General features: G+C 65.7%; 16 protein-coding genes. 5 read left to right on the forward strand and 11 right to left on the reverse strand.

The genetic code is table 11. The features are described from left to right. Positions 1-29 precede the first annotated feature (29 nt). Positions 30-785, reverse strand: a complete 756-nt coding sequence (locus POM99_RS06725; RefSeq protein WP_277276089.1) for a MotA/TolQ/ExbB proton channel family protein — start codon at positions 783-785, stop codon at positions 30-32. A 77-nt stretch (positions 786-862) separates the two neighbouring features. Then, a complete protein-coding gene (locus POM99_RS06730) occupies positions 863-1519 on the reverse strand; it encodes an energy transducer TonB (RefSeq protein ID WP_277276090.1) in 657 nt (218 codons plus the stop codon). Between the two features lie 397 nt (positions 1520-1916). Here POM99_RS06730 and POM99_RS06735 point away from each other — a divergent pair, with 397 nt between their 5' ends. Both POM99_RS06735 and POM99_RS06740 read left to right on the forward strand, forming a co-directional pair. Further along, a complete protein-coding gene (locus POM99_RS06735; RefSeq protein WP_277276091.1) occupies positions 1917-2741 on the forward strand; it encodes a hypothetical protein in 825 nt (274 codons plus the stop codon). Positions 2742-2878: 137 nt separating this feature from the next. Beyond that, positions 2879-4195, forward strand: coding sequence for a homoserine dehydrogenase (locus POM99_RS06740; protein ID WP_277276092.1), 1317 nt, complete (start codon positions 2879-2881; stop codon positions 4193-4195). 13 nt (positions 4196-4208) lie between these two features. On the opposite strand, the gene POM99_RS06745 is transcribed toward POM99_RS06740, so the two are convergent. Next, positions 4209-4622: a hypothetical protein gene (locus tag POM99_RS06745; protein ID WP_277276093.1), complete on the reverse strand. Its 414-nt coding sequence runs from the start codon at positions 4620-4622 to the stop codon at positions 4209-4211. A gap of 146 nt (positions 4623-4768) precedes the next feature. On the opposite strand from POM99_RS06745, the gene glpX reads away from it, so the two are divergent. Next, positions 4769-5761: a class II fructose-bisphosphatase gene (gene glpX, locus POM99_RS06750; protein WP_277276094.1), complete on the forward strand. Its 993-nt coding sequence runs from the start codon at positions 4769-4771 to the stop codon at positions 5759-5761. A gap of 21 nt (positions 5762-5782) precedes the next feature. On the opposite strand, the gene POM99_RS06755 is transcribed toward glpX, so the two are convergent. The 3 genes from POM99_RS06755 to rpoB all read right to left on the reverse strand — a co-directional run bounded on the left by POM99_RS06755 (position 5783) and on the right by rpoB (position 16321). Next, the gene (locus POM99_RS06755; protein WP_277276095.1) at positions 5783-7582 is read right to left on the reverse strand and encodes a methyl-accepting chemotaxis protein; all 1800 of its coding nucleotides are present in this window, start codon (positions 7580-7582) and stop codon (positions 5783-5785) included. A 166-nt stretch (positions 7583-7748) separates the two neighbouring features. Continuing rightward, positions 7749-12032 carry a DNA-directed RNA polymerase subunit beta' gene (gene rpoC / locus POM99_RS06760; RefSeq protein WP_277276096.1) on the reverse strand — a complete coding sequence of 1428 codons (4284 nt, stop codon included), beginning with the start codon at positions 12030-12032 and terminating at the stop codon, positions 7749-7751. Positions 12033-12160: 128 nt separating this feature from the next. Beyond that, positions 12161-16321, reverse strand: coding sequence for a DNA-directed RNA polymerase subunit beta (gene rpoB, locus POM99_RS06765; protein WP_277276097.1), 4161 nt, complete (start codon positions 16319-16321; stop codon positions 12161-12163). A 573-nt stretch (positions 16322-16894) separates the two neighbouring features. Here rpoB and rplJ point away from each other — a divergent pair. Then, positions 16895-17410, forward strand: a complete 516-nt coding sequence (gene rplJ, locus POM99_RS06770) for a 50S ribosomal protein L10 (protein WP_277276098.1) — start codon at positions 16895-16897, stop codon at positions 17408-17410. A 66-nt stretch (positions 17411-17476) separates the two neighbouring features. Further along, complete coding sequence (gene rplL / locus POM99_RS06775) at positions 17477-17854, forward strand: 50S ribosomal protein L7/L12 (RefSeq protein ID WP_277276099.1); 378 nt, start codon at positions 17477-17479, stop codon at positions 17852-17854. Positions 17855-17935: 81 nt separating this feature from the next. Here the strand turns inward: rplL and POM99_RS06780 are convergent, their stop codons facing one another. From POM99_RS06780 to POM99_RS06800, 5 genes are all read right to left on the reverse strand, one after another. After that, a complete protein-coding gene (locus POM99_RS06780) occupies positions 17936-19168 on the reverse strand; it encodes an MFS transporter (RefSeq protein WP_277276100.1) in 1233 nt (410 codons plus the stop codon). Positions 19169-19225: 57 nt separating this feature from the next. Next, a complete protein-coding gene (locus POM99_RS06785; protein WP_277276101.1) occupies positions 19226-19951 on the reverse strand; it encodes a TorF family putative porin in 726 nt (241 codons plus the stop codon). 176 nt (positions 19952-20127) lie between these two features. Then, the gene (gene adh / locus POM99_RS06790) at positions 20128-21648 is read right to left on the reverse strand and encodes an aldehyde dehydrogenase (protein WP_277276102.1); all 1521 of its coding nucleotides are present in this window, start codon (positions 21646-21648) and stop codon (positions 20128-20130) included. Between the two features lie 135 nt (positions 21649-21783). After that, complete coding sequence (locus POM99_RS06795; RefSeq protein WP_277276103.1) at positions 21784-22764, reverse strand: GAF domain-containing protein; 981 nt, start codon at positions 22762-22764, stop codon at positions 21784-21786. A gap of 169 nt (positions 22765-22933) precedes the next feature. After that, positions 22934-23356: a c-type cytochrome gene (locus POM99_RS06800; RefSeq protein ID WP_277276104.1), complete on the reverse strand. Its 423-nt coding sequence runs from the start codon at positions 23354-23356 to the stop codon at positions 22934-22936. Between the last annotated feature and the right edge of the window lie 7 nt (positions 23357-23363).

Here is a 23363-nt window from a genome sequence, read left to right on the forward strand (position 1 = left end):
GGAGAACCCGCCGGTCCCAGGGTTACAGCTTACTTCTTGGCCGGAGCCGGAGCAGCCGGCTTCGCAGCGGCAGCAGCCGGGACGGCAGGCTTCACCACGCCCTTCGAGGCGAGGTTGGCGAGCACGTCGGTGCTGAAACCGGTCAGCAGTTCGGCAATGCGCTTGTTGCGGGCCTGCAGGTAGTTGTAGGCGAGCACCGCGGGAACCGCGACGAGCAGACCGAGCGCGGTCATGATCAGAGCTTCACCGACCGGGCCGGCGACCTTGTCGATCGAGGCCGAACCGGCCAGACCGATGGCGATCAGCGCGCGGTAGATGCCGACCACGGTACCGAACAGACCGATGAACGGCGAGGTGGCGCCCACGGTGGCGAGGAACGGCAGGCCGCTGGCGAGCTTGGCGTTGATCGAGGCTTCCGAGCGGGCGAGCGAACCGTGGGTCCAATCGTGCGCTTCGGTGGCGTCCATCTTCGACACCTGGTCTTCGGCGGCGATGCCGTCGTCGACGATCTGGCGCCAGGCCGAGTTCTTCTCGAGCTTGGCAGCGCCTTCCTTGAGGGTGGGCGCGCGCCAGAAGTTGGCGACGTTGTTCTTGTACTGGTTCATGATCTTCGACTGTTCAAAGAACTTGGTGAACAGGATGAAGAACGAACCGAACGACATGATGCCGAGGATGATGACGGTGGCGTAGGAAATGAAACCACCGGCCTGAAGGGCTTCGACGAAGCCGAACTTGTTCTGCGGCGCGGCAGTGGTCGCGGCCGCGGCGAGCGTCTGGATAAGCATTCGGATCTTCCTCTCAAGAATTCAAAAAAGTGCAAAGTGCGTGAAAGGTGTGACGTGCCGCCAGGCACGGCCCGGGATCAATCCTTCGGAATGACCCAGCGGACCGAGCTGGAATAGGACCCGGCAACCGGCTGGCCGTTCTGCATGCCCGGCTTGAAGCGCGCGCGGCGCATCAGGTTGGAGCAGGTCGCCTCGTCGAGATCGGGGCTGCCGCTCGAACGGGTGATAGAACAGTTGGACGGCTTGCCAGTGGCGTCGAAGTCCAGGCGGAAACCGGTCACGCCTTCGCGTTCTTCACGCAGCGCACGCGACGGGTAGTCGTTGGTCGTCACCCACTCGCCCGGCCGGCCCTTGGGCTGGAACGGGGTCGGCGGCGGCGGCGGCGGCGGCGGTGCAGCCGGCGGCGGCGGCAGCACGACCACGGGCGGCGGCGGCGCAGGCGGCGGCGCTTCCGTCACGGTCTGCAGCTGCGGAGCCGGCGCGTTGAAGCTGATCGGCGGCGGCGGCGCCACGATCGGCGGCGGCGGCGGCGCATCCTTCGGCGGCGGCGGCGGCGGCGGTGGCGGCGGCTTATCCTCGTCGATCTTGACCGCGGTGGTCACCTCTTTGATCTTCTTGAAGGCCGAGTACGCGAGGCCAGTGACCAGCGCATAGCCGACGACGACATGAAGAATCGCAACGACGATGAGCGCGGTGATCTTGTTACCGCTCATCTGTTGGTCAGCGTATGCCATTCAGCTCCATAACTCCTGATCTTCCGCCCTGCCCCACGCCGGGTTGGCGCAGATCATGACGGAGCCACGTGCAGGATCACCGTCCCGCACGAAAGGCCAATCCAGCGATTTCAATCCACCCTGCCGGCAACCCGGTCCGCCGACATCGGGCGCAAGGGTCCCGGCGGCGGCTGTTTCGGGCGATTGTTTTTGGATTGCCCGAATGGCGGCAAGCTTTAACGCCAAGGATTGGGGTGCGCAAATGCTTTATCCATTAATGACTGATTCACGGTTGCGCTGGCTGAAACGGCTGAATTGCGCGATGTTTCATATTCCCGATTTGCGAAGGTCCGAGAGAATGATCCGCCTGCCATTTTTTCCAGTTGCAGCAATGATCTGCGCCTTCGGGCTTGTCGGGGTGTCAACAGGGGACGCGAAGGCGCAACCGCAGGCGGCACCGATTCGCACCGCTGGCGCCGTTGCGCCGGCTGCCAGCCCGCTTACCTATGCCGACCTGGTGGACCTGGCCCTTCCGGCAGATTTCGTGGCCAAGGTGCAGGTGCGCAAAGCATCCCGCCTGAAACCTGCGGATTCGCCCGGCATCGCACCGGGCAGGGTCCGCTTTTATATAGAAGCGACGACGCAGGCGCTGCTGATCGGCCCCGCGACCGGCGAATCGGTGCGATTCCTGGCGGATGTCCCGCTCGACGCGAAGGGCAAGCCGCCCAAGCTGAACAAGCTGCCGGTGCTGGTGCTGGCGCGCACCGTGCCGGGCAAGCCAGCAGACCTGGCGCTGGTGGCGCCGGATGCGATGCTGCCATGGAGCGCCGAGCTGGAACAGAAGCTGCGCGCCATCCTGACCGAGATGGTCCAGCCCGATGCGCCGCCGCACATCACCGCCCTGCGCGAAGCGCTGCACGTGCCGGGCAACCTGGCCGGCGAAGGCGAGACCCAGCTGTTCTTCGCCACCGAGGGCGGCAAGCCCGTTTCGCTTTCGATCATTCGCAGACCCGGCATGGACACCACCTGGGGCGTGTCGTTCAGCGAGATCGTGGACCAGGCGGCGCGTCCGCCCGCCCCCGAGAGCCTGGCGTGGTACCGGCTGGCCTGTTCTCTGCCGGCCACCCTGCCCGACCGGGCCAACATCTCGCCCAGTGCGCAGCTGCGCCGCGTGGCGGCCGAGGACTATGCACAGGTGGTGCGCGAACTGGGGCCCTGTGCGCGGACACGCACCCAGCCTTGAGAGCGCATTCTGACCCGGCATCGTGACTTCGGACGGTTGCGGCTCCGCGCGCATCCGCCTAAGGCGCGCACGATTCCGCCGGCGCACGGGCCGGCGACCATATTGCAGCGCCGCGTGTGCGGCGGGACGGGGTGATCATGAGCGAACCATTGCGCATCGCGCTGGCCGGGCTGGGAACCGTGGGCGGCGGCGTGATTCGCCTGATCGAGGCGAATGCCAGCCTGATTGCCCGGCGGGCGGGACGCCCGATCCAGATCACCGCGATCAGCGCGCGCAACCGCAGCAAGGACCGCGGGGTCGACCTTTCCGGCTATGCCTGGGAAGACGACATGGTGATCCTGGGCGAACGGCCCGACGTGGACGTGGTGGTGGAGCTGGTGGGCGGAGCCGATGGCCCGGCGCTTGCGCTGGCGCGCACCACGTTCGAAGCCGGCAAGGCGCTGGTGACTGCAAACAAGGCGATGATCGCGCACCATGGACTTGAGCTTTCGGCCAAGGCCGAGGCGGCGAAGGTGGCGTTCAAGTTCGAAGCCGCGGTGGCCGGGGGCATCCCGGTGATCAAGGGCCTGAAGGAAGGCGCAGCGGCCAACGAGATCAAGCGCGTCTATGGCATCCTGAACGGCACCTGCAACTATATCCTCTCCACCATGGAAGACACCGGTCGCGACTTTGCCGACGTGCTGGCCGAGGCGCAGGCCAAGGGCTATGCCGAGAGCGATCCGACCTTCGACATCGACGGCATCGACGCCGCGCACAAGCTGTCGATCCTGTCTGCCATCGCATTCGGCACCGCCGTGGATTTCAAGGGCGTGACCGCAACCGGCATCCGCCGCGTGCTGGCCGCAGACATCGCGCAGGCCGATGCGCTGGGATACTACATCCGCCTGATCGGCATGGCTGAGCCCGAAGTGGATGCGCAGGGCAACCATCGCCTGTTCCAGCGCGTGCACCCGCACCTGGTGCATCGCGACCACCCGCTGGCCCACGTGGACGGCGCGACCAATGCCGTGGTGGCGGAAGGCAACTTCGTGGGCCGGCTGCTGTTCCAGGGCGCGGGCGCCGGCGATGGGCCGACCGCCAGCGCGGTGGTGGCAGACCTGATCGACATCGCACGGGGCGATATCGGTGCGCCGTTCTCGATTCCCGCGGCGGAACTGACGCAGGCCGCCCCCGCCGAAAGCGGGCACCGCACGGGCAAGGCCTATCTGCGATTCACCGTGGCCGACCGGCCGGGTACGCTGGCGGAAATCGCCGCGGCCATGCGCGATGCCGGCGTTTCCATCGAAAGCCTGATCCAGAAGGGCCGGGTGGAAGTGAATGGCGAGGAGCGCGTGCTGGTGGCGCTGGTCACGCATGAGGGGCCCGAAAGCGGGATTGCCGAAGCGCTGCGCCTGCTGGAAGGATCACCCAGCCTGGCCGAACCGCCCCTGGTGATGCCGCTGCTGGAAGAATGAGCGGAACGGCGCCTTAGGGGGCGCGGATCTCGCCCTTGGCGATTCGGTCCGCGTCAGAGCCCGCAGGCGGTTCCGGCAGCTTGGTGATATCGAAGTAATACATCGGTGGCGGCACGCCGCCGAAGCCGAGGCACCCGCGGCTGCAATCACGCAGGCCCGATACGTTCGGCGCACGCGGGGTTCCGTCGCCGCTTTGCCGCGATGTGTCCGGCTCGTGGTTCTCCGACAGCTTCTGCCGCGCGTTCTCTTCATTGTTGCCGCAGACCACGATGGTTTCCCCATCGGACGACGGGATGCAGCGTTCACGCTTCAGCGGGGTGAGCAGGCGCTGGGCGAGATCGGCCTGGGTGGGGGGCGCTGTCTCTGCGGTGTCACCCTGCTGGGGCAGACGATAGGTGGTTTCGGCCGCCCTTGTTTGCGCGGGCATGGCCAATGCGAACAGGATCAGACAGATTGCGAGCGCCCCGGACGCGATTGGGCCGTGCCCCGCTCTCGACAAACGGGCTGTCATGGGGTTAGGGCACGCATACGTCTGCACAGGCCTATTTCACGCCGCCAGCCATTGGAGTCAACGTGACCGCACCAAACCACAATCCCGCCGCTTCGCAAGTCCTCGATCGCGTCCTCGTGCTGGAAATGGTCCGCGTGACCGAGGCCGCCGCCATCGGCGCCTCCAAGCTGATCGGGCGTGGTGACGAAAAGGCGGCCGACGCCGCCGCCGTGGAAGCAATGCGCGCCGCGTTCAACGAGCTGTGGATGGACGGCACCGTGGTGATCGGCGAAGGCGAGCGCGACGAAGCGCCGATGCTCTATATTGGCGAAAAGGTTGGCGCCGCGCCGGGCACGGGCCCGAAGATCGACATCGCGCTCGATCCGCTGGAAGGAACGACCATCACCGCCAAGGCCGGGCCGAACGCACTGGCGGTGCTGGCCGTGGCGGAGGAAGGCGGCCTGCTGAACGCGCCCGACGTGTACATGGACAAGATGGCCGTCGGCCCCGGCTATCCCGAGGGGATCATCGATCTCGACAAGTCGGTTTCCGACAACGTGCGCGCGGTGGCTGCGGCCAAGGGCGTGGAACCGGGCGACATCATCGTCTGCGTGCTTGACCGCCCGCGCCACACCGACCTGATCGCCGAGCTGCGCGCGCTGGGCTGCGGCATCAACCTGATCCCCGACGGCGACGTGGCCGGCGTGATCGCGGTGACCAACGAGGAAACCGGCGTCGACATGTACATGGGATCGGGCGGCGCGCCCGAGGGCGTGCTGGCCGCAGCGGCGCTGCGCTGCGTGGGCGGGCAGTTCAAGGGCCGCCTGCTGTTCCGCAACGAGGACGAGAAGGCCCGCGCGCGCAAATGGGGCATCACCGACCTGAACAAGCAGTATGACCTGAAGGAACTGGCCAAGGGCGACTGCATCTTTGCCGCCACCGGCGTGACCGATGGTTCGCTGCTGGATGGCGTGAAGATCCACAAGAACGGCGTGATGACCACTGAATCGGTGGTGATGCGCGCCAGTTCGGGCACCGTGCGCTGGGTGAAGGGCGAACACCGCAAGCCGCGCTGAGGCCTGGCGATGGCGCTCGGCCTAGCTGGCGAGCGCCATCCGCACCGGGCCGGATTCATCCTGCAGCGCGGAATTGCGCCGGTGCCGTTCCGGATTGGCCACGCGCATCGGGCGGTTGTCGACATTGCGGGTGCGAAAGCTGGCGACCAGTTCGGTCAGTCGCTCCGCCTCGGCAGACAGGCTGCGTGCGGCGGCCGATGACTGTTCGACCATCGCAGCGTTCTGCTGCGTCATCCGGTCCATTTCCCCCACCGCGACGTTCACCTGCTGCAGGTTTTCGGCCTGGCTCTGCGCCGCGCCCGCAATCTCTCCGATCAGACCGGTGATCTCGCCCACGCGGTTGACGATGCCGACCAGCTTCGATCCGGTTTCACCGACCAGTTCGACGCCCGCGCCGACATGCTCGCTGCTGGCGGTGATCAGCGCCTTGATCTCCTGCGCGGCGTCGGCGCTGCGCTGGGCGAGTGCGCGCACTTCGCTGGCAACGACGGCAAAGCCCTTGCCCGCATCCCCGGCCCGGGCCGCTTCCACCCCGGCGTTGAGCGCAAGAAGATTGGTCTGGAAGGCGATCCCGTCGATCACGGCGATGATCTTGCCGATCTCGGCCGAGGAGTTCTCGATCTCGGCCATGGCCTGCACCGCGCGCTGGACCACGGCGCCGCCCTCGGTGGCTTCCTGGTGCGCGGCGGCGATGGCCTTTTCGACCCGCATGGCGCTGCCGGCGGTTTCCTGGATCGACCCGGTCACGCCGTTCATCGCGCCGGCAGTGTCGGCCAGGCGGGAGGCCTGCTGTTCGTTGCGCTGGGCAAGGTCATCGGCGGCAGCGCGGATCTCTGCAATGCTGGAGCGCACGCTGCCGGCGCCGACGCGAACCGTGCGCAGGGCGGCCGCGAGGGAATCGACAGCGGCGTTGTAGTTGCGCCGCAGTTCTTCGTACCCTTCGGGGAAGGTCTGCTCGATCCGGTGTTCAAGGTCCTTCGATGCCAGCTTGTCCAGCCCGGTGCCCAGCGCGATGACCACGGCTTCCTGGTCGGCAGCGGCTTGCAGCCGGGCGATGCCGTTGGCACGGAACACTTCCATGGCGCGGGCCATCAGGCCCACTTCATCCTGGCGTTCGGTGCCTTCGACGGCATGGGTATAGTCACCCCCGGCCATCATGTTCATCGCATCGGCGGTGTCCACCAGCGGCTTTACCACCAGGCGATCGGCAGCCTTGGCGATCAACAGGATGGCGGCCAATACCCCGGCAGCGAGCGCGACGAGCAGGCCGAGCGCGGCAGTGATCCGGGTGGCATCGGTGTCGCTCGCTTCCTGCCGGAACTTGGCGGAAAGAGCGACCAGCTTGACCACCTGTTCATGCTGTGCGGCATAGGCAGGCGTCAGTTCATCGTTGAAGACAGCGTTCATCGCGGCCTGATCACCCGCCGCGACGGCGGGCAGGAACTTGGTGTCGATCACGTCCCAGAAATGCGCGGCGGTGGCGATCGTCTGGTCAAGATCGGGGCGCATCGTGTCGGGAATGGGGGCGGAGCGCCAATAGGCGCGCCGGGCGATGAACTGTTCCTTCTCCTCCTTGAGCTCGGCCAACTGGGCCGGTGCCTGGGAAGGATCATGCAGGATCAGGGAGGCGTGGAGATAGGATTCCACGACGAAAGCGGGTGGCGGGAGGATATCGGCCACAAGTTCATCCTGCAGGGCGATCCGCTTGGTAATCGGGCCGCCGTGGCGGACGGCATAGACGACGCCGCTGGCGATCAGGATGCCGGCAAGCAGCAAGCCCACAAGCAGGCGCGCACCAAGCCTCGCCTTGTGACTGATCATCCTATCGTCTCCGCACGGTTCTTCTCACTGTGCTGAGAGTGTCCCTCATCCGGGTTAACGTCCGATCAGAACGCCGCTTCCTATTTATGCGTAGAACTTTCGCGCAAAAAAGCCCCGCCGAACAAGTCCGGCAGGGCTTTTTCAATGACTTAGGCGATGTCCGTTTTTACGCTTCGTCGCCGCCTTCGATCAGGTAGTCACCCGCATCGGCATCGGTGCCGTGGGTTTCACCCTCGACCACGGCCAGCGGATCGTCACCGATCGCCGCTTCCGGACCCTGCGCCAGCTCGGCCGCGTGCTCTTCGGCCGCCGTCGCCGGAGCGATCAGCGATTCCTGCAGCTTGCGGTAGGAGGCGCGCAGCGCGGCATCGCGGCTGGAAGCGGCGACACGCAGGCGGTTCATGCCCGCACCGGTACCGGCGGGGATGAGTCGGCCGACGATCACGTTTTCCTTGAGGCCGATCAGCGAGTCCTTCTTGCCTTCCACGGCCGCCTGCGTGAGCACGCGGGTGGTTTCCTGGAACGACGCGGCCGAGATGAACGAACGCGTCTGCAGCGAAGCCTTGGTGATGCCGAGCAGCACCGGCTTGCCTTCGGCCGGGCGCAGGCCCGCTTCCAGCTTGCTGTTGGTGTCGTTCATCTCCTCGAGGTCAACCTGTTCGCCCGGCAGCAGGGTGGTGTCGCCACCGTCGGTGATCTCGACCTTCTGCAGCATCTGGCGAACGATCACCTCGATGTGCTTGTCGTTGATCTTCACGCCCTGCAAGCGGTAGACTTCCTGGATTTCCGCCACGAGGTACTCGGCCAGGGCTTCGACGCCCATGACCTCGAGAATGTCGTGCGGGTCCGGCGAACCGGAGATCAGGTTGTCGCCCTTCTTGACGTAGTCGCCTTCCTGGACGTCGATCACGCGGCTCTTCGGCACCAGGTACTCCACCGGATCACCCTCTTCCGGGATGATCGCGATCTTGCGCTTGGCCTTGTAGTCACGGACGAATTCCACGCGGCCGGCGATCTTGGCGATGATCGAATTGTCCTTCGGCTTGCGGGCTTCGAACAGTTCGGCAACGCGCGGCAGACCGCCGGTGATGTCGCGGGTCTTGGCGGCTTCGCGCGAGGCACGGGCGAGAATGTCACCCGCCTTCACTTCCTGACCGTCTTCGACCGACAGGGTTGTGCCCGGCGCCAGCAGATAGCGCGCGGCCTCGCCCGAGTTGTCGTCGAGCAGGGTCAGGCGCGGACGCAGGTCTTCCTTCTTGCCACGGCCACCGGCGCGGTTTTCGGTCACCACGCGCTGGGCGATGCCGGTCGCGTCGTCGACCTGTTCGGTCAGCGTGCGGCCGTCGATCAGGTCCTGGTAGCGGACGATACCCGGCTTTTCGGTGATCACCGGCGTGGTGAACGGGTCCCATTCCGCCAGGCGATCGCCCTGCGCGATGGTCGCGCCGTTTTCGTTCAGCAGGTGCGTACCGTAAGGCACGCGGTGCACCGCGCGTTCGCGGCCGTCGGTGTCGATCACCGCGATCTCGCCATTGCGGGCCAGCGACAGGCGACGCCCGCGGCTGTCCATGATGGTCGGGATATCGCGGTATTCCACGGTACCGTCGCACAGCGCTTCGAGGTTCGACTGCTCGTTCACCTGCGCCGCACCACCGATGTGGAACGTACGCATGGTCAGCTGCGTGCCGGGTTCACCGATCGACTGCGCGGCGATGACGCCGACCGCTTCACCGATGTTCACCGGCGTACCGCGCGCGAGGTCACGGCCATAGCAGGTGCCGCAGACGCCCTGCTGGGCTTCGCAGATCAGCGGCGAACGGATGCGTGCGGATTGCACGCCCGCCGCCTCGATGCGGGCCACGGTCGGTTCGTCGAGCAGGGTGCCCTTCTCAACGATGACCGCGCCGGTCTTGGCCTCGACCAGGTCTTCCGCCAGCGTACGGCCGAGGATGCGCTCGCCCAGCGAGGCGATCGTCGAACCGCCCTGCACGATCGCACGCATTTCCAGCGCCCGTTCGGTGCCGCAATCGTCGATGGTGACGACGCAGTCCTGCGACACGTCGACCAGGCGGCGGGTCAGGTAACCCGAGTTCGCCGTCTTGAGCGCGGTGTCGGCCAGACCCTTGCGGGCGCCGTGGGTGGAGTTGAAGTATTCAAGGACGGTCAGGCCTTCCTTGAAGTTCGAGATGATCGGCGTCTCGATGATCTCGCCCGAAGGCTTGGCCATCAGGCCGCGCATGCCCGCCAGCTGCTTCATCTGGGTTGGCGAACCACGGGCGCCCGAGTGCGACATCATGTAGATCGAGTTGACCGGCTTTTCCCGGCCGTGCTCGTCCACCGGGGTCGCGCGGATCTCGTCCATCATGGCGGCGGCCACCTGGTCGCCGCAGCGGCTCCAGGCGTCGATCACCTTGTTGTACTTTTCCTGCTGGGTGATCAGGCCGTCCTGGTACTGCTGCTCGTAATCAGCGACCAGTTCCTTGGTCTCGGCCACCAGCGCGTCCTTGCTCGCCGGGATGATCATGTCGTCCTTGCCGAACGAGATGCCCGCCTTGAACGCGTTGCGGAAGCCCAGCGCCATGATCGCGTCGGCGAACAGCACGGTCTCCTTCTGGCCGGTGTGGCGATAGACCTGGTCGATGACGTCCGCGATTTCCTTCTTGGTGAGCAGGCGGTTGACCAGCTCGAAGGGCACGGTGTGGCTCTTGGGCAGGCATTCGCCGATCAGCATGCGGCCCGGAGTCGTCTCGAAGCGCTTCAGGTACTGCTGGCCGTTCTCGTCGGTCTGCGGCACGCGCGCGGTGATCTTCGAGTGCATGGTGACCGCGCCGGCGTTCAGCGCCTGATGCACTTCGGCCATGTCGGCCAGCAGCATGCCTTCACCGGGCTCGCCCTTGCGGTCCATCGACAGGTAATAGAGGCCCAGCACCATGTCCTGCGAAGGCACGATGATCGGCTTGCCGTTGGCGGGGCTGAGGATGTTGTTGGTGGACATCATCAGCACGCGCGCTTCCAGCTGGGCTTCCAGCGAAAGCGGCACGTGGACGGCCATCTGGTCACCGTCGAAGTCGGCGTTGAAGGCCGAGCAGACGAGCGGGTGCAGCTGGATCGCCTTGCCTTCGATCAGCACGGGTTCGAACGCCTGGATGCCCAGGCGGTGCAGCGTGGGCGCACGGTTGAGCATGACCGGGTGTTCGCGGATCACCTCGTCCAGGATGTCCCAGACTTCCTTGCGTTCCTTTTCGACCCACTTCTTGGCCTGCTTCAGGGTCATCGACAGACCCTTGGCATCCAGCCGCGCGTAGATGAACGGCTTGAACAGCTCGAGCGCCATCTTCTTGGGCAGGCCGCACTGGTGCAGCTTCAGCTCGGGCCCGGTCACGATGACCGAACGGCCCGAATAGTCGACGCGCTTGCCGAGCAGGTTCTGGCGGAAGCGGCCCTGCTTGCCCTTGAGCATGTCGGACAGCGACTTGAGCGGACGCTTGTTGGCGCCGGTGATGACGCGGCCACGGCGGCCATTGTCGAACAGCGCATCAACCGCTTCCTGCAGCATGCGCTTTTCGTTGCGGACGATGATGTCCGGCGCGCGCAGCTCGATCAGCCGCTTCAGACGGTTGTTGCGGTTGATGACGCGGCGATAGAGATCGTTGAGGTCAGACGTGGCAAAGCGGCCACCGTCGAGCGGCACCAGCGGGCGCAGTTCGGGCGGGATGACCGGCACGACATCGAGGATCATCCATTCGGGGCGGTTGCCCGAATCGATGAACGATTCCACGACCTTGAGGCGCTTGATGATCTTCTTGGGCTTCAGCTCGGACTTGGTGGTCGCAAGCTCCTCCAGCAGGTCCTTGCGTTCCTGTTCGAGGTCGAGGTTCATCAGCATGTGCTTGACGGCCTCGGCACCGATGCCGGCGCTGAAGGCGTCCTCGCCGTATTCGTCCTGCGCGTCGAGCAGTTCGTCCTCGGTCAGCGTCTGGTACTTTTCGAGCGGGGTCAGGCCCGGCTCGGTGACCACGTAGCTTTCGAAGTAGAGGATGCGCTCAAGGATCTTGAGCTGCATGTCGAGCAGGAGGCCAATGCGCGAGGGCAGCGACTTGAGGAACCAGATGTGCGCGACCGGTGCGGCCAGTTCGATGTGGCCCATGCGCTCGCGGCGCACCTTGGTGACGGTGACTTCGACGCCGCACTTTTCGCAGACGACGCCCTTGTACTTCATGCGCTTGTACTTGCCGCACAGGCACTCGTAGTCCTTCACGGGGCCGAAGATGCGCGCGCAGAACAGGCCGTCACGTTCGGGCTTGAACGTGCGGTAGTTGATGGTTTCCGGCTTCTTGATCTCGCCGAAGGACCAGCTGCGGATGCGCTCGGGCGAGGCCAGACCGATCTGGATCTGGTCGAAGGTCTCGGGCTTGGCGAGCTGGTTGGTGAATTTGGTCAGGTCGTTCATCTGTTCGCTCCATTTCCCCTCCCGCTCGCGGGAGGGGTTAGGGGAGGGCATGTTCGCTCTGGGAAAGTGCCTGCCCTAACAGGCCCTCCCCCAGCCCCTCCCGCAAGCGGGAGGGGGGAAGGTTCGTCTTACTCCGCCGCCTGCGCGAGGCCGTCGTCGTCCTCGTCGTCCAAGGACGACAGTTCGACGTTGAGGCCCAGCGAGCGCATTTCCTTGACGAGCACGTTGAAGCTTTCGGGAATGCCGGCCTCGAAAGTGTCGTCGCCCTTGACGATCGCTTCGTAGACCTTGGTGCGGCCGACCACGTCGTCGGACTTCACCGTGAGCATTTCCTGCAGCGTGTACGCAGCACCGTAGGCCTGCAGCGCCCAGACCTCCATTTCGCCGAAGCGCTGGCCGCCGAACTGCGCCTTGCCGCCCAGCGGCTGCTGGGTGACGAGCGAGTAGGGCCCGATCGAACGCGCGTGGATCTTGTCGTCGACCAGGTGGTGCAGCTTGAGCACGTACTTCATGCCCACGGTGACCTTGCGGTCGAAGGCTTCGCCGGTGCGGCCGTCGTACAGCGTGACCTGGCCCGATTCATCGAGCCCGGCCAGACGCAGCATGTCGGTCACGTCCTTTTCCACCGCGCCGTCGAACACCGGCGAGCCCATCGGCACGCCCGCACGGACGGACTGCGCGAAGTCGACGATCTGGTCATCGCTGCGCGCGTCGATCTCGGCGGTGTAGTTGTCGCCGTAGATCTCCTTGAGCAGCTCGCGCACCGCTTCCGGCGGCTGGCCGGCTTCGGGGTTCGGGTTCGCTTCACGCCAGGCGTCGAGCGCCGCGCCGATCCGCTTGCCGAGGCCGCGGGCGGCCCAGCCGAGGTGGGTTTCGAAGATCTGCCCGACGTTCATGCGCGAAGGCACGCCCAGCGGGTTGAGCACGAAGTCCACCGGGGTGCCGTCCTCGAGGAACGGCATGTCTTCCTGCGGCAGGATGCGGCTGATGATGCCCTTGTTGCCGTGGCGGCCGGCCATCTTGTCGCCCGGCTGCAGCTTGCGCTTCACCGCGACGAAGACCTTGACCATCTTGAGCACGCCTGGAGCGAGCTCGTCACCACGCTCCAGCTTCTCCTTGCGGTCCTCGAACTTCTCCTGGATCGCCTTGACGCTGGCGTCGTACTGGCCCTTGACCGCTTCCAGCTGCTGCTGGCGCGCATCGTCGGCCACGGAGAACTTCCACCATTCGTGCCGCTCGACATCGGCGAGAACCTGCTCGTCGATCTCGGTGCCCTTCTTGATGCCCTTGGGCGCCGAAGAGGCGACCTGGCCGAGGAGCATGTCCTTCAGGCGGTTGAAGGTGGCGCGGTTGAGAATGGCGCGCTCGTCCTCGCGGTCCTTGGCGAGGCGTTCGATTTCCTCGTTCTGGATGGCGCGGGTACGGTCGTCGATCTCGATGCCGTGGCGGTTGAACACGCGCACGTCCACGATCGTGCCCGAAACGCCCGGCGGCAGGCGGAGTGAGGTGTCGCGCACGTCGCTGGCCTTTTCACCGAAGATCGCGCGGAGCAGCTTTTCTTCCGGCGTCATCGGCGATTCACCCTTGGGGGTGATCTTGCCGACGAGGATGTCGCCCGGGTGCACTTCGGCGCCGATGTAGACGATGCCCGCCTCGTCGAGGTTACGCAGGGCTTCCTCGCCGACGTTCGGGATGTCGCGGGTGATGTCCTCGGGCCCGAGCTTGGTGTCGCGGGCCATGACCTCGAACTCCTCGATGTGGATCGAGGTGAAGACGTCTTCCTTCACGATCCGTTCGGAGATCAGGATCGAGTCTTCGTAGTTGTAGCCGTTCCAGGGCATGAACGCGACGAGCACGTTGCGGCCCAGCGCCAGTTCGCCAAACTCGGTCGAGGGACCGTCGGCAATGATGTCGCCCTTCTCGATCAGGTCACCCACCTTCACCAGCGGGCGCTGGTTGATGCAGGTGGACTGGTTCGAGCGTTCGAACTTCTGCAGGCGGTAGATATCGACGCCCGACTGGCCGGGTTCGATATCGCCGCTGGCGCGGATCACGATACGGGTGGCGTCCACCTGATCAACCACGCCCGAACGCAGCGCCGAGATGGCGGCGCCGGAATCGCGGGCGACGGTTTCTTCCATGCCGGTGCCCACGAACGGTGCATCCGCCTTGATCAGCGGCACGGCCTGGCGCTGCATGTTCGAGCCCATGAGCGCGCGATTGGCGTCGTCGTTTTCCAGGAACGGAATGAGCGAGGCGGCGACCGAGACGAGCTGTTTGGGCGAAACGTCCATCAGCGTGATCGTGTCACGCGGAGCCATCACGAATTCGCCGTTCTGGCGGGCCGAGACGAGCTCTTCCACGAACGAGCCATCGGCGTTGGTTTCGGCCGAAGCCTGCGCCACCGTGTGCTTCTGTTCTTCCATGGCCGAAAGATAGATCACGTCACGCGTGACCTTGCCGTCGACAACCTTCCGGTACGGGGTTTCGATGAAGCCGTACTTGTTGACGCGCGCGAAGGTGGAAAGCGAGTTGATCAGACCGATGTTCGGGCCTTCCGGCGTTTCGATCGGGCAGATGCGGCCATAGTGGGTCGGGTGAACGTCGCGGACTTCGAAGCCGGCGCGCTCGCGGGTGAGACCGCCCGGCCCGAGCGCCGAGACGCGACGCTTGTGCGTCACTTCCGACAGCGGGTTGGTCTGGTCCATGAACTGTGAGAGCTGCGAGGAACCGAAGAATTCACGCACCGCAGCCACGGCGGGCTTCGCGTTGATGAGGTCGTTCGGCATCACGGTCGACACGTCGACCGAGCTCATGCGCTCCTTGACCGCACGTTCCATGCGCAGCAGGCCGACGCGGTACTGGTTCTCCAGCAGTTCGCCCACCGAACGAACGCGACGGTTGCCGAGGTTGTCGATGTCGTCGACTTCGCCCTTGCCGTCCTTGAGGTTCACCAGTTCCTTGACCACGGCGAGGATGTCCTCGGTGCGCAGCGTGGTTATGGTGTCCTCGGCATCGAGGCCCAGGCGCATGTTCAGCTTCACGCGGCCCACGGCCGAGAGGTCGTAGCGGTCCGGATCGAAGAACAGGCCGTCGAACAGCGCTTCGGCGGTTTCGCGCGTCGGCGGCTCGCCAGGGCGCATCACGCGGTAGATGTCGGCCAGCGCGTGGTCGCGGTCCTCGGCCTTGTCCGCCTTCATGGTGTTGCGGATCCACGGACCGGTGGAGACGTGGTCGATGTCGAGCAGTTCGAGACGGTCGACGCCGGCCTTGTCGAGCATGTCGAGGTTTTCAGGCGAGACTTCGTCGCCCGCTTCGATCCAGATGCGGCCGGTCGATTCGTCGATCAGGTCCTTGGCCGAATAGCGGCCGAAGATTTCCTCGGTCGGGATCAGCAGTTCCTCGAGCCCGTCCTTGGCCGCCTTGTTGGCGGCGCGGGGGCTGATCTTCTGGCCGGCGGGGAAGATCACTTCGCCCGACTTGGCATCGACGATGTCGAACGCCGGCTTGGCGCCGCGCCACTGGTCGAGCACGAAGGGCACGCGCCAGCCGCCTTCGCCACGGGCCCAGACGACCTTGTCATAGAAGTAGTCGAGGATCTGTTCGCCGTTCAGGCCCAGCGCATAGAGCAGCGCGGTGACCGGCAGCTTGCGCTTGCGGTCGATGCGGACGTTGACGATGTCCTTGGCGTCGAATTCGAAGTCCAGCCACGACCCGCGATAGGGGATCACGCGCGCGGCGAAGAGGTACTTGCCCGAAGAGTGCGTCTTGCCGCGGTCATGGTCGAACAGCACGCCGGGCGACCGGTGCATCTGCGACACGATCACGCGCTCGGTGCCGTTGATGAAGAACGTCCCGTTCTCGGTCATGAGCGGGATGTCGCCCATGTAGACGTCCTGCTCCTTGATATCGATGAGCGACTTGGTCTCGGTCTCGGCATCGACCTCGAAGGTCGCGAGCTTGAGCGTCACCTTCATCGGTGCGGCGTAGGTGATGCCGCGCTGGCGACATTCGGTCACGTCGTACTTCGGCGCCTCGAGAACGTAGCCGTCCTTTTCCTTGATATCGAGGCTGGCGGTGCCGGCGAAGTCCTGGATCGGGAAGACCGAACGCAGCGTCTTTTCCAGGCCCGAGACATAGCCGGTCGCCGGATCGGAGCGGAGGAACTGCTCGTACGATTCGCGCTGCACCTCGATCAGGTTCGGCATCTGCACCACTTCGTGGATGTCACCGAAGATCTTGCGGATGCGCTTCTTCACACCCGGACGGCTGGGAGCCTTGGTTGCCATGGAGGAGTCTTGCCTCTTTGCTCAATTGGCCGGCGTGAACCGGCGGAAATCTGCCAAACGCGGCGTTGGCGCCACCGCAACGGAAAAAGGCCGCCAGTCACACGACACCCCCTTGCAGGGAGCCGTGGCCCGCAGCCTTCTTGCGTCAGATGGATACCCGATGCTTCCTTCCTGGTGCCATCCCCCGCGCATGGGACGGCCTTGCTCGAAGCGTCGGACGTGGCGGTGATATAGGCAGCCGATGCTGTATTGTCAAAGCGTTGGCGCCTCGCTTGGGCGCTTTGGCTTGACATCGCCCCACCCTTGCGACAGAGGGCCGCCCCTGAGCGGCGGATTCGTCCGTCCCTCATCCGTCCGAGACAGCTGGTGCGGGGCTTCCCCGCTTAATGTCCAGCCTAGGCGGGGAAAAGAGTTTCAGGCCCATGGCTCCGCGTTTGCGCAGCAGTGGTGCCCTTCGCGCTTCCGGGCGCATCTCCTTCCCTTGTCACGGACCCGCCGGTGGCCTTCGGGCCATCGACAACGTAGCCGGCTGTCCGGGGTTCGCCCCGTGCAGCCATTGTGAAGGAGTAAGGCATGGATCGTTCGCAAAAAGCCGATTCGGTCGCCTACCTGAACGGTCTGTTCAACGAGGCCGGCGCGGTGGTCATCACCCGCAACCTCGGCATGACGGTGGCCCAGTCCACCGCCCTGCGGAACAAGATCCGCGAAGCTGGCGCGACCTACAAGGTTGCGAAGAACCGTCTTGCCAAGCTTGCCATCCAGGGCACGGCCTATGACGGCATCGGTGATCTCTTCACCGGTCCGACTGCGGTCGCTACCTCGGCTGACCCCGTCGCCGCCGCAAAGGCGATCGTCGAGTTCGCCAAGACCACCGACAAGATCGAGATCTTGGGTGGCGGGATGGGTTCGCAGGTGCTCGACGCCAACGGTATCAAGGCTCTCGCCACGATGCCTTCGCTCGACGAACTGCGCGCCAAGCTTATCGGCCTCGTCCAGGCTCCGGCCACGAAGATCGCCCAGCTCACCACCGCTCCGGCGGGCAAGCTGGCGCGTGTCTTCAACGCCTATGCCGAGAAGAACGCCGCCTAAGACCGTTCGAACGAACTATCGCCCGGTGCAGACCATCGGGCGCCACCAAATCTGGAGTGAAACATCATGGCCGATATCGCCAAGCTTGTTGAAGAACTGTCGCAGCTGACCGTGCTGGAAGCCGCCGACCTCGCCAAGGCCCTCGAAGAAGCATGGGGCGTTTCCGCCGCTGCTGCCGTTGCCGTGGCTGCCCCTGCCGCTGGCGGCGAAGCCGCTGCTGCGGTTGAAGAAAAGACCGAGTTCGACGTGATCCTGACCGGCGACGGCGGCAAGAAGATCCAGGTCATCAAGGAAGTCCGCGCGATCACCAACCTGGGCCTGACCGAAGCCAAGGCGCTGGTCGAAGGCGCGCCGAAGGCCGTCAAGGAAGGCGTGTCGAAGGCCGAAGCCGAAGACATCAAGAAGAAGATCGAAGAAGCCGGCGGCACCGTCGAAATCAAGTAATCTTCTTCCGGTCTTCCGGAACAAGCTACAGGAAAGGGCGGCTCCGTGCGGGGCCGCCCTTTTCGTTTGCGTGGCGGTTGCTCAGTCGATCTCGATCTGGCGGATCGGCGGCAGGACCCAGGCAAACAGCGCCGCGCCCAGCAGGCTGATGCCGGCGGCAAAGGCAAAGGCCCAGCCATAGCCGCCCGACCGGTCCACGATACCGCCCGTCACGATCGGCCCGATCACGCCGGAAAGGCTGCCGATCGCGTTCTGCCAGCCGATCCAGCTGCCCGACAGCCGCGGGCCGGCAAACATCTGGCCGATGGCGAAGACCATCGTCGGCCCCGGCGCCAGCGCGGCGCCGGTGAACACCAACCATGCTGTCAATGCCGCCTGCCCCTGGGCGAAGGCGATGCCGGTGATGCCGATGGCCAGCGCCACCTGCCCACCCACGCTGAACCAGCGCCGCACCGCGTCCTCGCTGGCGCCGCTGCGGACCATGCGGTCCGAGACCTGCCCGATCAGGAGCGAGGCCACGGCCTGCACCGCGAAGACCGTGGCGACCAGCCCCGCCATCGTGCCGATGGGCAGGCCGCGCGCCTTGACCAGATAGAGCGGCAGCCAGATCGAGATGAAGAAGAACGAATAATTGGCGGTGATGTGGCAGAGCCCGGTGAGCCACAGCGCCTTCTGCCGCAGCAGCCGGGTGTAGGTGAAGGAGGCCTGCCCGCTTGCCTGCGGCACCGGGGGCAGTCGCCTGACCAGCCACAGCCACGGCACCAGCCACGCGAGCGTGATCGCGCCGAACGTGATGAAGACCGGACGCCAGCCATGCTGGGCGAGGATGGCGCCCCCTGCCAGGGTGCCGGCGGCCGGGCCGAGCGCCAGCCCCACCGCCACCACCGCGTTGGCAATGCCTCTGCGCTCCACCGGCACGTGCAGGGCGATGATCTTCGATGTGCAGGGAAACACGAAGCTTTCGCCAAAGCCCAGCAGCAGGCGCAGCAGGACAAGCGCCAGCAGGCCATTGGCCCAGCCCATCAGCATCGTCGCCAGGGCCCACAGGCCAAGCCCGCAGGCGAGCACAAGATAGACCCGGAAGCGATCCCCCACCCAGCCGAGCAGGGGCTGGAGCAGGCCATAGGTCCAGAAGAAGGCCGATGCGGCGACGCCGAACTGCGTGGCGGTGAGGCCCAGGTCCGCCTGCATGCGCGGAGCGGCCAGCCCCAGCGCGCCGCGATCAACGAAGTTCAGCAACATCGCCAGCGCCAGGAGGCCGACCAGCGCCGTCGTCGACCCTGCCCCCGATCGCTGCTGTTCCGCCGTCACCATGCCGCCTGCCTCCCCGTAAGCCCGGGAGAGTAGCAGTGCGGCATGGCGCGGCAAGCGTCAGAACGCGATGGTGAACGAGCCGACGACGCGGCCCCTGGCCTTCTTGCCGATGTGGGTCGCGTCGGTATCGTGATAGCGCACCGCGATGGTCGCCCCCTTCATCACGGTATAGCCGAGCCCGGCATTCCAGGTGGTGTAGTCCGGCAGCACGTCGATGTGCTGGCGACCAAGCGTGGCCGAGGCGGTCAACTTGTCGGTCAGGGGATAGCTGGCCCCCACTTCGCCGTAGAGTGCGTTGTGATGGCTGCCGAAGTAGTTGCCGGTGTAGTACCCGGCCACCTTCAGGCCCAGCTTGCCCACATTGCCGGTAACCGCCAGCTTGCCCTCAAGCGTGTCGATCTTCACCGGCGCGTTGACATAGCCATAGCGGACGACGCCCGCGTCGACCTTTACCGGGCCGAGATCGGCGACATAGCCGCCCCACAGGTCGTATTCCTGGCTGATCCCGGCAAAGCGGACATTCTCGGTGCCGACGCCGGCATAGAAGCCCTTGTAGCCGACAGAGACGGTGGCGAAGACGGCCGGCTTTTCGTCAGACTGGCTGACCCCGCGCCAAACGTAGTCGGTCGCCCCGGTGGCGCCGAAGCTTATCTTGAAGTCGGACGGGGCCTCGGTCTTCACGTTGGCGGCGGGTGCCCGATCGACATAGGCATGGTCTCTGGCAGACGCGCAGGCGGGGGCGATCAGCGCGGCAAGCGCCGCGCCGGCTAGCAGTTTCCTCATGATGGCATCCCTTCCCTTGGCAGGCGGGCGCGCTTCATCCTTCGCGGAAGCGACCCGCGTTGTTGGTTTCACATGATTGGTGGTGGGGAAGTCCGGGGCTGCGCCTTGGGAGAGGTGGCGCGCTGCCCCGGACCGGCGACCCGTCGGGCGGTGATGGCCTCGACGTTACAGGCCGATCAGAAGAACCCGAGCTTCTTCGGGCTGTAGCTGACCAGCATGTTCTTGGTCTGCTGGTAGTGATCCAGCATCATCTTGTGCGTTTCACGCCCGATGCCCGACTGCTTGTAGCCGCCGAACGCCGCGTGCGCGGGATAGGCGTGGTAGCAGTTGGTCCACACGCGGCCCGCCTGGATGGCGCGGCCAAAGCGGTAGCAGGTGTTGGCGTCGCGGCTCCACACCCCGGCGCCCAGGCCGAAGGCGGTGTCGTTGGCGATCTGCAGCGCCTCTTCCGGGGTCGAGAACGTTGTGGTGGAGACCACCGGGCCGAAGATCTCCTCCTGGAAGATGCGCATCTTGTTGTGGCCCTTGAACACCGTCGGCTGGATGTAGAACCCGCCCGACAGCTCGCCATCCAGCTGCGCCGCGGCGCCGCCGATCAGCACTTCGGCACCTTCGTCACGGCCGATCTGCAGATAGCGCAGGATCTTGTCCTGCTGCTCGGCGCTGGCCTGCGCGCCGATCATGGTGGCGGGATCAAGCGGGTTGCCCTGCACGATCTGGCCCACGCGCTTCAGCGCGCGCTCCATGAAGCGGTCATAGATCGATTCGTGGATCAGCGCGCGGCTGGGGCAGGTGCAGACCTCGCCCTGGTTGAGCGCGAACATCACGAAACCTTCGATCGCCTTGTCGAAGAAATCATCGTCCTGCGCGGCAACGTCGGCAAAGAAGATGTTGGGGCTCTTGCCGCCGAGTTCGAGCGTCACCGGGATCAGGTTCTCGCTGGCGTATTGCATGATCAGGCGGCCGGTGCCGGTTTCACCGGTAAAGGCGATCTTGGCGATGCGCTTGCTGGAGGCGAGCGGCTTGCCCGCTTCGAGCCCGAAGCCGTTGACGATGTTGAGCGTGCCGGCGGGCAGGATATCGGCGATCAGCCCCGCGAGGACGAGGATCGATGCCGGGGTCTGTTCCGCAGGCTTCAGCACCACGCAGTTGCCAGCCGCCAGCGCGGGTGCCAGCTTCCACGCGGCCATCAGGATGGGGAAGTTCCACGGGATGATCTGCCCCACCACGCCCAGCGGCTCGTGGAAGTGATAGGCCATGGTGTCGTGGTCGATTTCGGCGATCGAGCCTTCCTGCGCGCGGATGCACCCGGCAAAGTAGCGGAAGTGGTCGATGGCCAGCGGGATGTCTGCCGCCAGGGTCTCGCGGATCGGCTTGCCGTTGTCCCAGGTTTCGGCCGTGGCAAGCAGCGTGAGGTTTTCCTCCATCACGTCGGCCACGCGGTTCAGGATGACGGCGCGCTCGGCTGCGCTGGTGCGGCCCCAGGCGTCCTTGGCGACATGCGCGGCGTCCAGCGCCAGCTCGATGTCCGCCGCTTCCGACCGCGCGACGCGGCAGATCGGCAGGCCGGTGATCGGCGAGATATTATCGAAGTAGCGGCCGGAAACAGGGGCGACCCATTTGCCACCGATGAAGTTGTCATACGTGCTGGCGAAGGGTGATTGCAGCTTGGCCTTTTCGGCTACCAGGGCGTCCATGGCGAAATCCTCTCTTGGCGTATTGCGAAGGCGGCGGTTCCCACCTTCCTGCCAGATTAGTTCCACCATCGATTGCCGAAAGAAATCCCCACCCCTGCCTTGGCCCGGCCCGAGTGTATCGCAGCCGAGACAGGTTCAGTTGAGGCCCGACAATCCCGCGCGCTCCATGCGGCGATACATCGTGGCGCGGCCGATGCCGAGCAGGCGGGCGGCGGCGGCCACGTTGCCATTGCAGCGGGCCAGGGCCTGGCGCAGCACGGCGCGCTCGCCATCCTCGAAGCCGGTCACCGGCCCCTGGCCCATCACTTCGGACAGCGGACGCGGGGCCAGCTTTGCGTCAGCGGCAAGGCCCAGCACACGCCGCGCGGCGCGAGTCGCCCCGATCACCAGGTCATCCCGGTCCACCGCCAACAGCGCGCTGCCGCGCCCCGGCTGTTCGCCCCCGGCATAGACGATGCGCGCCTGCCCATAGTGGCGACAGAAGAAATCACGCTCGATCGATCGGGCCGCGTCCTGCACCAGCGCGGCGATCATCCCGGCCATCGCCTCGGCATGGTCGGCCCGCGCGGTCGAAACATCCAGCGCGGCAACCAGCCGGCCCTGCGGATCGAAGATCGGGGCATCCATGCACGATACGCCCACGTTGCGGCTGGCAAAGTGCTCGTCGCGCAGGATGGTCACCGGCCGCGCTTCGACCAGGCAGGTGCCGATGCCGTTGGTGCCCTCGGCCTGCTCGCTCCACGCCGCGCCCGGAGCAAGGCCGACGGCATCGAAGAAATCGGCATCGGCATCGGCGCTGCGGCTTTCCAGCACCACGCCATCAAGATCGGTGATGATCACGCAGGCCCCGGCCGCACCGACGCTGCGATAGAGACGGTCCAGCGTCGGCTCCGCCGCTGCCAGCAATTCGCCATTGGCTTGCCGCAGGCTGGATATCGCACCGGCTGCAAGGCGTTCGCCGCGACGCTGCGCTTCGGGATCGAGCTTGTGGTGCAGGGCCGATCGGCACCACGACGCCGCTACTGCAGACAGCGCCGCCGCCTGTCCCGATTCCACCGTGCTCAGCACGCGTTCGCTGTGCCTGGGGCCGTGATTGCCGCGCCCGTGATGCGCCATCTCGCCAATCCTCTCGTCCGGCGGGCCCCGCACCTGCGTGCAGCAGCACCTGCAGATGGTGCCTTATCAGCCCGACGGCCGCAATCGTTGACTCAGATCAGCGAAAAGCAAGTGGGTTGCCCCGCAAGCCATGGGCATGGTGTCCCACGGGCGAGACACATGGCGCGGCTTACTTCAGCGTCTTGAGATAGGCGATGATCTGCTGGCGCTTGGCAGGGTCAGTCTGACCGGCATAGGTCATGCGGGTGCCGGGCACGAGCGCCATCGGGTTGGCCAGCCACTTGTCCAGCGTGGCCTCGTCCCAGGTCAGGTTCGCCGCCTTCAGCGCCGGGCTGGCCTGATAGCCCTGCATGTCTCCCGCCTTCGCGCCATAGATCCCGGCCAGGCTGGGGCCGATGAGCGTCTTGCCCGGTTCGATCGCATGGCAGGACTTGCAGATGCCGAAGGCCGGTGGCGCGGCGTTGGCCGCAGCCGTCGGGGTGGAGCCGGCGGACTGGCCTGTTTCCTCGCCCTGGCCAGTTCCCGATTCCCCACAGGCAGCAAGGGCCGAGATCAGAAACCCGGCCAGCGCAAACCTCATCCGCTTCGTCATTTCAGAA

The sequence above is a fragment of the Novosphingobium cyanobacteriorum genome (assembly GCF_029436685.1).
In the GTDB taxonomy this organism is placed as follows: Bacteria; Pseudomonadota; Alphaproteobacteria; order Sphingomonadales; family Sphingomonadaceae; genus Novosphingobium; species Novosphingobium cyanobacteriorum.